This is a genomic window from Acinetobacter equi, assembly GCF_001307195.1.
Lineage (GTDB): Bacteria > Pseudomonadota > Gammaproteobacteria > Pseudomonadales > Moraxellaceae > Acinetobacter > Acinetobacter equi.
The window spans coordinates 114432-126456 of record NZ_CP012808.1 but is presented as its reverse complement, the minus strand read 5'-3'; the positions used below and the strand labels follow the sequence as shown (position 1 = coordinate 126456).

9 protein-coding genes are annotated in these 12025 nt (G+C 39.5%); all 9 read left to right on the top strand.

Features of this window, described 5'->3' with window-relative positions; all coding sequences use genetic code 11:
• Window positions 1-120: 120 nt before the first annotated feature.
• The 9 genes from sdhC to sucD all read left to right on the top strand — a co-directional run bounded on the left by sdhC (window position 121) and on the right by sucD (window position 12008).
• Window positions 121-519, top strand: coding sequence for a succinate dehydrogenase, cytochrome b556 subunit (sdhC, locus tag AOY20_RS00590; RefSeq protein WP_054580073.1), 399 nt, complete (start codon window positions 121-123; stop codon window positions 517-519).
• On the top strand, window positions 519-884 hold the full coding sequence (gene sdhD / locus AOY20_RS00585; RefSeq protein ID WP_054580072.1) for a succinate dehydrogenase, hydrophobic membrane anchor protein: 366 nt from the start codon (window positions 519-521) through the stop codon (window positions 882-884). The genes sdhC and sdhD overlap by 1 nt, the downstream gene beginning before the upstream one ends.
• A gap of 12 nt (window positions 885-896) precedes the next feature.
• Window positions 897-2795: an FAD-binding protein gene (locus AOY20_RS00580; protein WP_054580071.1), complete on the top strand. Its 1899-nt coding sequence runs from the start codon at window positions 897-899 to the stop codon at window positions 2793-2795.
• Between the two features lie 14 nt (window positions 2796-2809).
• Window positions 2810-3520, top strand: coding sequence for a succinate dehydrogenase iron-sulfur subunit (locus tag AOY20_RS00575; RefSeq protein WP_054580070.1), 711 nt, complete (start codon window positions 2810-2812; stop codon window positions 3518-3520).
• Window positions 3521-4236: 716 nt separating this feature from the next.
• A complete protein-coding gene (locus AOY20_RS00570; RefSeq protein WP_054582504.1) occupies window positions 4237-7059 on the top strand; it encodes a 2-oxoglutarate dehydrogenase E1 component in 2823 nt (940 codons plus the stop codon).
• 16 nt (window positions 7060-7075) lie between these two features.
• On the top strand, window positions 7076-8284 hold the full coding sequence (gene odhB, locus AOY20_RS00565) for a 2-oxoglutarate dehydrogenase complex dihydrolipoyllysine-residue succinyltransferase (RefSeq protein WP_054580069.1): 1209 nt from the start codon (window positions 7076-7078) through the stop codon (window positions 8282-8284).
• A gap of 59 nt (window positions 8285-8343) precedes the next feature.
• The gene (gene lpdA / locus AOY20_RS00560) at window positions 8344-9777 is read left to right on the top strand and encodes a dihydrolipoyl dehydrogenase (protein WP_054580068.1); all 1434 of its coding nucleotides are present in this window, start codon (window positions 8344-8346) and stop codon (window positions 9775-9777) included.
• Window positions 9778-9940: 163 nt separating this feature from the next.
• The gene (gene sucC / locus AOY20_RS00555) at window positions 9941-11107 is read left to right on the top strand and encodes an ADP-forming succinate--CoA ligase subunit beta (protein WP_054580067.1); all 1167 of its coding nucleotides are present in this window, start codon (window positions 9941-9943) and stop codon (window positions 11105-11107) included.
• Window positions 11108-11117: 10 nt separating this feature from the next.
• Window positions 11118-12008, top strand: coding sequence for a succinate--CoA ligase subunit alpha (sucD, locus tag AOY20_RS00550; RefSeq protein WP_054580066.1), 891 nt, complete (start codon window positions 11118-11120; stop codon window positions 12006-12008).
• Window positions 12009-12025 lie beyond the last annotated feature (17 nt).

Genomic DNA, 12025 nt, shown 5'->3' with positions numbered 1-12025 from the left:
TTGATAGTTGTCGCCTTATAATTCAGTGTCGTTTTGAATTTAGGCATAGGCTTGCCTAACAATGCCAGCTTTCCTCCGAATTAATTCCAACAAACTCCGGATGGAGTTTTTACTTACAGGATGCCCGCTGTGAAAAGCAACAGACCTGTCAATTTGTCCATGGGTCAAGTTTTAGATGTAAACTTAAAATCCCCTGTGGCTATTGCATCAATTCTACACCGTCTTTCTGGTGTCATCGTATTTTTACTCGTACCAGTACTTTTATGGATCTTAGATAAGTCATTGTCTTCTCCAGAAGGTTTCGCTCAAGTACAGGCTATTTTTGATAGCTTTATTGTGCGCTTCATCGTATGGGTATTTGTAGCAGGCTTGATCTACCACTTCATTGCAGGTGTTAAGCATTTACTTGCTGACATGGGTGTAGCTGAAGAGCTTCAAAGTGGTCGTATTGCAGCTACTATTTCATTAATCTTGTCTGCGATAGGTATTATTGCAGCATTTGTATGGATCGTACTCTAATGAAAAGTGCTACAGGTTTAACGGGTTCAGGTTCTCGTGATTGGTATATCCAACGTGTAAGTGCCGTAGTTTTAGCTGTTTATACAGTAGTTGTATTTGGTTGGATCCTTTGTAATGGCGGATTCAGCTTTGAACAATGGTATGGCTTTATGATGACAACTCCAATGAAGATTATGTCTTTATTGGCAGTCTTATCTCTTGTAGCACATGCATGGATTGGTATGTGGCAAGTATTCACTGACTATGTGACTACCCGTTCAATGGGTCCATCTGCTACAGGTTTACGCCTTGTACTGACTTCAGCAGTGATTATTGCTGTATTTGCATACGCAATCTGGGCTATCCAGATTTTTTGGGCAAATTGATAGGAAAAGATCATGGGCGCTATAACCCCTAAAGAAGATTACACAAATATTCCACATGAAACTTTCGATGCAGTTATCGTTGGTGGCGGTGGTTCTGGTATGCGCGCTTCTTACCAGCTTGCTCAAGCAGGTTTAAAAGTTGCGGTGTTAACTAAAGTATTTCCAACACGTTCTCATACAGTTGCGGCACAAGGTGGTATTGGTGCATCTCTTGGTAATATGCAAGAAGATAATTGGCACTACCACTTCTATGACACAGTTAAGGGTTCTGACTGGTTAGGTGACCAAGATGCAATCGAGTTCATGACTCGTGAAGCTCCTCAAGTTGTTTATGAACTTGAACACCTTGGTATGCCTTTTGACCGTAATGATGATGGTACTATTTACCAACGTCCATTCGGTGGTCACTCTGCAAATTACGGTGAAAAAGCAGTTCCACGTGCTTGTGCAGCTGCTGACCGTACAGGTCATGCGCTTCTTCACACGCTTTATCAAAGCAACGTGAAAATGGGTACACAATTTTTCGTAGAATGGATCGCACTTGATCTAATTCGTAACGAAAATGGTGATGTACTTGGTGTGACGGCAATTGACCAAGAAACTGGTAAAATTGCAGTATTCCAAGGTAAAGCAACATTGTTTGCTACTGGTGGTGCTGGTCGTGTTTATCGTGCATCTACTAATGCTTATATCAACACTGGTGATGGTCTTGGTATGGCAGCTCGTGCAGGTATTCCATTACAAGACATGGAATTCTGGCAATTCCACCCAACGGGTGTTGCGGGCGCAGGCGTATTATTAACTGAAGGTTGTCGTGGTGAGGGTGCAATCCTTCGTAACAAAGACGGCGAACCATTCATGGAACGCTATGCACCAACTTTAAAAGACTTGGCTCCACGTGACTTCGTATCACGTTCTATGGACCAAGAAATTAAAGAAGGTCGTGGTTGTGGTCCTAAAGGTGATTATATCCTTCTTGATATGACTCACTTAGGTGCTGACACGATTATGAAACGTCTTCCATCTGTATTTGAGATTGGTAAGAAGTTTGCAAACGTTGATATCACTAAAGAGCCAATTCCAGTCGTACCAACAATCCATTACCAAATGGGTGGTATTCCTACGAATATTCATGGACAAGTTGTTGTTCCTGAATCTCGTGAAACAACAGAACTTGTTGCAAACTACAATAAAGAAACTGATGTTTATTCTATAAATGTAGAAGAACGTAATTTCACAAAACCAGTGAAAGGTTTCTATGCAATTGGTGAATGTTCATGTGTATCTGTACACGGTGCAAACCGTTTAGGTACAAATTCACTGCTTGATTTAGTTGTATTTGGTAAAGCAGCTGGTGAACACATTATTGATTATGTGACTAAACACCATGGTGATGAATATGCACCGCTTCCTACAACAGTTCTTGAAAATACAATGAAACGTATTCGTCATCTTGATGAATCGACTTCTGGTGAGAATGCGCAAGAAGTTGCTGATGCGATTCGTGATATTGTTCAAGATCATGCTGGTGTATTCCGTACATCTGCTCTTTTGGAAGAAGGTGTAAAACAAATTCTTGCAATTGAGCCTCGTGTTCGCAATATTCATTTAAAAGACAAATCTAAGGTATTTAATACAGCACGTATCGAAGCTTTGGAAGTTGAAAACTTATATGAAGTTGCTAAAGCAACTCTAATCTCAGCTGCTGCTCGTAAAGAGTGTCGTGGTGCGCATACAGTTGTGGACTTTGAGTTACCGCCTGATCATGCTGACTATCCATATGGTCGTCGTGATGATGAGTGGATGAAACACACATTATGGTTCTCTGCGGACAATCGTTTAGAGTACAAACCAGTGCGTTACCGTCCATTATCGGTTGATGCAATTCCACCTAAACCACGTACATTCTAATCAGGAGAATAAAGATGAGTAGAGGTACTCGTACATTTCATATCTACCGCTATGATCCTGATAAGGATAAAGCACCGTACATGCAAACTTTTAAACTTGAGTTGACTGATAAGCATCGCATGTTGCTTGATGCACTTTTGGCTTTAAAAGTTCAAGATGAATCTTTAACTTTCCGTCGTTCTTGTCGTGAAGGTATCTGTGGTTCTGATGGTGTAAACATTAATGGTAAAAATGGTTTAGCGTGTCTTTGGAACCTAAATGATTTGCCTAATGAAATCACAATTCGTCCATTGCCAGGTCTTCCTGTAATTAAGGACTTGGTTGTTGATATGAATCAGTTCTACGATCAGTATGATAAGATTCAACCATTCTTGATTAACAATCAACCTGCACCACCAAAAGAGCGTTTACAGTCTCCAGAAGAGCGTGAGCATTTAGATGGTTTGTATGAGTGTATCCTTTGTGCATGTTGTTCAACTTCATGCCCATCATTCTGGTGGAATCCTGATAAGTTCCTAGGTCCATCTGCATTGTTGAATGCATACCGTTTCATTATTGATTCACGTGATACAGCGACTCAAGATCGTTTGGCTCGTCTTGATGACCCATTCTCACTCTTCCGTTGTAAAGGCATTATGAACTGTGTATCTGTATGCCCTAAAGGTTTGAATCCTACTAAAGCGATTGGTCACATCCGTGGCATGCTTTTAGATATGGCTGGCTAAGTGCATTTTGTACTGCTAAAAAGCACACTTCGGTGTGCTTTTTTTATTTTCAGTGTGATGAGTTGTAAGTGAGATGTTTTATCGTATGCAAAAAAAAGCTAAAATGGTAATGGTTTTTAATAATGGTGGATTAGTGTGTGTTAGTTTGAGTTTTAAATTAAATATTTTTAACTAGAATAGTGATGCATATTTAGTATTTAGTTCAATTCATTGGTTTAGAATTTTGTATTAAATTTAGCTTGGGTACTAGAAATTTCTATAATTAGTCTCCATATATGCAATATAGCTGTAAAAGTTATATTTAACCAATTTATAGAGAGTATGTGTGAAAAAAATCAGTTGATGGGATAGCTTTATGTTAAACTTTGAAAGATTATTATATCTAAAAAATAGTGGTTGGTTAAAGTATGTAAAATGACTACAAATTAGAGTAAATAGCGGAATGAGTTGCTTTAAAAAAGGTAAGTTGAAAAAATTATTTTTTTTAAGTCGATTTGCAAAAAATTGCTCGGTTTTACCGGGTATATATGAATGATGATGCCGCTGAGGGCGTTATGATTCATTTTATACATTGGGTTTTCCTAATGTAAGGATAACGCCCCAAGGTTATGCCTAATGGGGAATAATGTCATCTTACAAATTTGACATTACTAATCATGGGTTTTGCTTAAAAAGCATCCTGAAAAATGTTTTTGCAATAGGAAATGGGTCCACAAATGCAAGAAGTTACTGACGCGTTGCGTCTTGACACTGAACTTTCCGCTGATAGTGCAGCGTATATTGAAGAGCTTTATGAACAGTATTTGACGGCTCCTGAGACGGTTGGGGATGATTGGCGCGAGTACTTTGATAAATTTCCTAAAGGGGACCAACCTCACAGCAATGTACGTGAGCAATTCCTATTACTAGGACGTAATTCAAGTCGTGTTCAATCTGTAGTTCAAAGTGCAGTAAGTTCTGAGCATGAACATCGTCAAATTGGTGTATTACAGCTAATCGCCGCTTACCGTAATCGTGGTCATCAAAAAGCAAAATTAGATCCACTTGGTTTGGCTAAGCGTGAAGATGTGCCAGATTTAGATCTTGCAGCACATGGTTTAACTAAATCGGATTTAGATACAGTATTTAATGCTGGTAATCTTGCGATTGGTAAAACTGAAGCAACTTTAGGTGAAATGGTTGATGCAATGGAGTCAATCTATTGTTCATCAATTGGTGCTGAATACATGCACATTGTTGATACCAAAGAAAAACGTTGGATTCAACAACGCCTAGAAGGTGCTCGTGGTAAATTTACGTTCACTGCAGATCAAAAGAAACATTTCTTAGAGCGTTTAACTGCGGCTGAAGGCCTAGAAAAATACCTTGGTAATAAATTTGTTGGTGCTAAGCGTTTCGGTATTGAAGGTGGTGAATCATTTATCCCAATGGTAAATGAAATCATTCAACGTGCAGGTTCTGTAGGTTGTAAAGAAGTTGTAATCGGTATGCCTCACCGTGGCCGTTTAAACCTTCTTGTAAACATTATGGGTAAAAACCCAGCCGATTTATTTGGTGAATTTGAAGGCAAATCACTTCATAAAAAAGGCTCTGGTGACGTTAAATATCACCAAGGTTTCTCTTCAAACGTAATGACTGCAGGTGGTGAAGTTCACTTGGCATTGGCGTTTAACCCATCTCACTTAGAAATCGTTGGACCTGTGGTTGAAGGTTCTGTACGTGCTCGCCAAGTACGTCGTAAAGACATTGGTGGTGATGATGTATTGCCAATTATTGTTCACGGTGATGCTGCATTTGCTGGTCAAGGTGTTAACCAAGAAACCTTCCAAATGTCACAAACTCGTGGTTATACAGTAGGTGGTACAGTTCATATTGTTGTGAACAACCAAGTTGGTTTCACAACTTCTGATCCACGTGATGCGCGTTCTACAGAATACTGTACAGATATCGCGAAAATGGTTCAGGCGCCTGTATTCCATGTGAATGGCGATGATCCAGAAGCCGTAATTTTCATTACTCAATTGGCACATGACTTCCGTCATACATTCCGTAAAGACGTTGTAATTGACTTGTTCTGTTATCGTCGTCGTGGTCATAACGAAGCGGATGAGCCAGCTGCAACTCAACCATTGATGTACCAAGTCATCAACAAGAAAACTACAACTCGTACTTTGTATGCTGATAAATTGGTTCAAGAAGGTGTTCTTGATCGTGCAGCAGCAGATGCGATGGTTGAAGATTACCGCTCTGATTTAGAAGCGGGTAAACATGTTGCGAATGCACTTGTACTTGAACCAAATACAAAAATGTTTGTTGACTGGACTCCGTACCTTGGTCACGAATATACAGATGTCTGGGATACCACTTTCCCAATCGAACGCTTAAAAGAATTAGGCGAAGGCATGCGTAAACTTCCTGAAGGTTTCGTAATGCAACGTCAAGTATCTAAAGTGATTGATGATCGCTTGAAAATGCAAACAGGTGAAATGCCTTTAAACTGGGGTGCTGCAGAAACTTTAGCGTATGCAACATTACTTGATGAAGGTTACCTTGTACGTATTACAGGTGAAGATGTTGGTCGTGGTACATTCTCACATCGTCATGCAAAACTTCATAACCAAGTAGATGGTGAAACATACATCCCACTTTGTCATGTAAAAGAAAATCAACCACGTTTTGCATTGTATGACTCACTTCTTTCTGAAATGGCTGTACTTGCATTTGAATATGGTTATGCAACAACAATTCCACACGGTTTAATTATTTGGGAAGCTCAGTTCGGTGACTTCTCTAACTGTGCGCAAGTTGTAATTGACCAATTCATCGCTTCAGGTGAAACGAAGTGGGAACGTGTTTGTGGTTTAACTATGCTTCTTCCACACGGCTTTGAAGGTCAAGGTCCTGAACACTCATCTGCACGTTTAGAGCGCTATTTACAGTTGTGTGCTGAAGAAAACATGCAAGTAATCACACCGACTACTCCAGCTCAGATTTATCACGCTTTACGTCGTCAAGCAATTCGCCCAATTCGTAAGCCATTGATTGTTACTTCACCGAAGTCTTTACTTCGTCACAAACTTGCAACTTCTACATTAGATGAGCTTGCAACTGGTACATTCCAAACTGTGATCAATGAAGTTGACAACATTAACCCTGCAGATGTAACTCGTTTAGTTCTTTGTGGTGGTAAGGTTTATTACGACTTACTTGAAAAACGTCGTGAAAAAGATTTGAAAAACACTGCAATCGTTCGTGTTGAACAATTGTATCCATACCCAGAACAACGCCTTGTTGAAGTTCTTGCTTCTTATCCAAACGTTAAAGAACTCGTTTGGGCTCAAGAAGAACCTAAGAACCAAGGTGCTTGGTTGTTTATCGCACCACAACTTTACAACACAGTTGAAAATGCGAATAAACAATTACGTATTAGCTATGCAGGTCGTGACGCGTCAGCTGCACCTGCATGTGGTTCACCATATTTGCATGCAAAACAACAAGCTCAGCTCGTAAATGATGCTTTAGCGATCGTAGCTGAATAACAGGAGAGTCTTAAGAATGGCAACCGAAATTAAAGCACCGGTGTTCCCAGAGTCAGTTGCTGACGGAACAATTGCAACTTGGCACAAACAACCAGGTGAAGCAGTTTCACGTGATGAAGTGATTTGTGATATTGAAACTGACAAAGTTGTTTTGGAAGTTGTAGCTCCTGCTGATGGTACGATTGCATCTATCATCAAAAATGAAGGTGATACAGTACTTTCTGCTGAAGTGATTGCTCAATTTGAAGAAGGTGCTGTTTCAGGCGCTGCTCAAACTCAAGCAGTTCAATCAGAAGCTAAAGTAGAACAAGCTGCTGCACAAACTCAAGCTGGTGCTGCACCAGTTGTTGAACGTGCTCAAGCTGTTACTGATCAAGCTCCTGCAGTTCGCAAAGCATTAACTGAATCTGGTATTGCAGCATCTGACGTTGCTGGTACTGGACGTGGTGGTCGCATCACTAAAGAAGATGTTGCAAACCATCAAACTAAACCAGCTGTTGCACCTTTAAGTGTTGCTGTTGGTGAACGTATTGAAAAACGTGTTCCAATGACTCGTTTACGTAAGCGTGTTGCTGAACGTTTACTTGCTGCTACTCAAGAAACAGCAATGTTAACTACGTTCAACGAAGTAAACATGAAACCAATCATGGAAATGCGTAACCAATATAAAGATGCGTTTGAAAAACGTCATGGTGCGCGTCTTGGCTTTATGTCATTCTTCGTTAAAGCTGCAACTGAAGCGCTTAAACGCTACCCAGCGGTTAATGCTTCTATTGATGGCGATGATATCGTTTATCACGGTTTCTATGACATCGGTGTAGCTGTATCTTCTGATCGTGGTCTTGTAGTACCTGTATTACGTGACACAGATCGTATGAACTATGCTGAAGTTGAAAATGGCATCCGTGCATACGCTGGTAAAGCGCGTGAAGGTAAACTTGCTATTGAAGATATGACTGGTGGTACTTTCACAATTACTAACGGTGGTACTTTCGGTTCATTACTTTCAACTCCAATCTTAAATACGCCACAAACGGCAATCTTGGGTATGCATAAAATCCAAGATCGTCCTATGGCTGTGAATGGTCAAGTTGAAATTTTACCAATGATGTACTTAGCACTTTCTTATGACCATCGTTTAATTGATGGTAAAGAAGCTGTAGGCTTCCTTGTAACAATTAAAGAATTGTTAGAAGAGCCAGCTAGACTTATCCTTGATCTTTAATATTTCAAAATAAATACGGGCTTAAAGCGATCCTTTAAGCCCGTTTTCGGAGATACTGAATGTCTCAACAGTTTGATCTTGTTGTTATTGGCGGCGGACCTGGTGGTTATGAAGCTGCGATTCGTGCAGCTCAACTTGGTTTTAAAGTTGCTTGTATTGAAAAACGTATTCACAAAGGCAAGCCATCTTTAGGTGGTACATGCTTAAACGTGGGTTGTATTCCTTCTAAAGCATTATTAGATTCTTCTCATCGTTATGAAGATACTGTTCATCACTTAGCTGATCACGGTATTACAACAGGTGAAGTGAAGTTTGATCTTGCTAAATTACTTGATCGTAAAGATAAAATCGTAAACCAATTAACTATGGGTATCGATGGTCTTTTAAAGGGTAATGGCATTGAATGGTTAAAAGGTACTGGTAAATTACTTGCTGGTAAAAAAGTTGAGTTCGTTTCTCACGAAGGTGAAACTCAAATTTTAGAACCTAAATATGTAATTCTTGCATCTGGTTCTGTACCTGTAAATATTCCAGTCGCTCCTGTTGATCAAGACATCATTGTTGATTCAACTGGTGCATTAGAATTCCAAGAAGTTCCTAAGCGTTTAGGTGTTATTGGTGCTGGTGTTATTGGTTTAGAACTTGGTTCAGTATGGCGTCGTCTTGGTGCTGAAGTTGTTGTATTTGAAGCAATGGATGCATTCTTACCAATGGCTGATAAAGCTTTGGCAAAAGACTACCAAAAACTATTAACTAAACAAGGTTTAGACATCCGTGTTGGCGCTAAAGTTGCTGGTACTGAAGTTAAAGGCCGTGAAGTTACAGTTAAGTACACTCAAGGTGGCGAAGACAAAGAACAAACTTTTGATAAGTTAATTGTTTGTGTTGGTCGTCGTGCTTATGCAGAAGGTTTATTGGCTGAAGATTCAGGCATTAAATTAACTGAACGTGGTTTAGTTGAAGTAAACGATTGGTGTGCAACTTCTGTTGAAGGTGTATATGCAATTGGTGACTTAGTACGTGGTCCAATGCTTGCACATAAAGCAATGGAAGAAGGCGTAATGGCTGTTGAACGTATTCACGGTCATGCTGCACAAGTAAACTATGACACAATCATTTCTGTAATCTATACACACCCAGAAGCTGCGTGGGTAGGTTTAACAGAAGAGCAAGCGAAAGAAAAAGGCCACGAAGTTAAGACTGGTCAATTTGGTTTTGCTGCAAATGGTCGTGCAATGGCTGCTGGTGAAAATGCAGGTTTTGTTAAGTTTGTTGCTGATGCAAAAACTGACCGCTTACTAGGTATGCATGTAATTGGGCCTGCTGCGTCTGATATCGTACACCAAGGTATGATTGCACTTGAATTTGTATCTTCGGTTGAAGATCTTCAATTAATGACTTTCGGTCATCCAACTTTCTCTGAAGTTGTGCATGAAGCAGCACTTGCTGTCGATGGTCGTGCAATTCACGCGATTCAACGTAAACGTAAATAATTTAAAGAGCGGTCTAGGCCGCTCTTTTTCATTTAGATGATTTACAATATTTAAAAAGTCATCTAATAATAAAATGATAAATTAAATAAATACAAAGCTTATAGAGACGGTTGTTTAAGTTTTGTCTGAAATAATAACTTGAAAAGTAGTAGAAGGTATATAAATGAATCTACATGAGTATCAAGCGAAAGCTTTATTAAAAAAATACGGAATGCCAGTACAAGAGGGTATCGTAGCATCAACTGCTGATGAAGCAGTGAAAGCTTTTGAACAGCTTGGTGGTAAGTTTGCAGTCATGAAGGCGCAAGTTCACGCAGGTGGTCGCGGTAAAGCGGGCGGTGTAAAAGTTGTGAAATCAGCACAGGAAGCTGCTGATTATGCAAATAGTATTCTTGGTACACGTTTGGTGACTTATCAAACAGATGCAGATGGTCAACCAGTTAATAGTATTTTAGTTGCAGAAGATGTATATCCTGTTGAGCGTGAGCTATATTTAGGTGCTGTTGTAGATCGTTCAAGTCGTCGAATTACTTTTATGGCTTCGACTGAAGGTGGTGTGGAAATTGAAAAAGTTGCAGAAGAAACACCTGAAAAAATTATTAAAGTAGAAGTAGATCCATTAGTAGGTTTACAGCCATTTCAAGCACGCGAAGTAGCTTTTGCTTTAAAACTAAAAGATACGCAAATTGGTAAATTTGTAAAAATCATGACTGCTGCTTATCAAGCATTTGTAGAAAATGATTTTGCATTATTCGAAATTAATCCACTTTCTGTACGTGAGAATGGAGATATTTTATGTGTTGATGCCAAAGTAGGTATCGACTCGAATGCACTTTATCGTTTACCTGAGGTTGCTGCATTACGCGATAAATCTCAAGAAAATGAGCGTGAGCTAAAAGCTTCTGAATTTGATCTTAACTATGTTGCACTTGAAGGTAACATTGGTTGTATGGTGAATGGTGCTGGTCTTGCAATGGCAACGATGGACATCATTAAATTATATGGTGGTCAACCTGCAAACTTCCTTGACGTTGGTGGTGGTGCAACGAAAGACCGCGTGATTGAAGCATTTAAAATTATTCTTGCAGATCATTCTGTTCAAGGGGTATTGATTAATATCTTTGGTGGTATTGTGCGTTGTGACATGATTGCTGAGGCAATTATTGCAGCGGTTCAAGAAGTAAATGTGACTGTTCCAGTCGTTGTTCGCTTAGAAGGTAACAATGCTGAATTAGGTGCAAAATTACTAGATGAATCTGGATTAAAACTGATTTCTGCAAATGGCTTGGCTGATGCTGCAGAAAAAATTGTTGCTGCAGTAAAAGGGTAAGGGGTCTGTCATGAGCGTATTAGTTAATAAAGATACAAAAGTATTAGTACAAGGTTTTACTGGTAAAAATGGTACTTTTCATTCAGCACAAGCTTTGGACTATGGTACGAAGGTTGTTGGTGGTGTTACACCAGGTAAGGGTGGTTCTACACATTTAGATTTACCTGTATTTAATACAATGAAGGATGCAGTACGTGAAACAGGTGCGGATGCTTCTGTTATTTATGTACCAGCACCATTTGTTTTGGATTCTATTGTTGAAGCAGTAGATTCTGGGATTGAACTTATTGTTGTGATCACGGAAGGTGTTCCAACATTAGATATGCTAAAAGCTAAGCGCTATTTGGAAACAAATGGTAATGGTACACGCTTAATTGGTCCAAACTGCCCAGGTATTATTACACCAGGTGAATGTAAAATCGGAATTATGCCGGGTCATATTCATCAACCAGGGAAAATTGGAATTATCTCGCGTTCAGGTACACTGACTTATGAAGCTGTTGCACAAACAACGAAGCTTGGTTTAGGTCAATCAACGTGTATTGGTATTGGTGGTGATCCAATTCCTGGCATGAATCAGATTGATTGCTTGAAGTTATTCCAAGAAGATCCACAAACTGAAGCCATTATTATGATTGGTGAAATTGGTGGTACTGCAGAAGAAGAAGCTGCTGAATATATTCAGTCACATGTAACTAAGCCTGTAGTTGGTTATATTGCGGGTGTAACTGCACCTAAAGGTAAGCGTATGGGACATGCAGGTGCAATTATTTCAGGTGGTAAAGGTACTGCTGAAGAAAAATTCTCTGCATTTGAAAAAGCGGGAATGGCTTATACACGTAGTCCTGCTGAACTTGGTTCAACAATGTATCAAGTATTAAAAGACAAAGGTTTAATCTAAATATCGATTAAATGTAA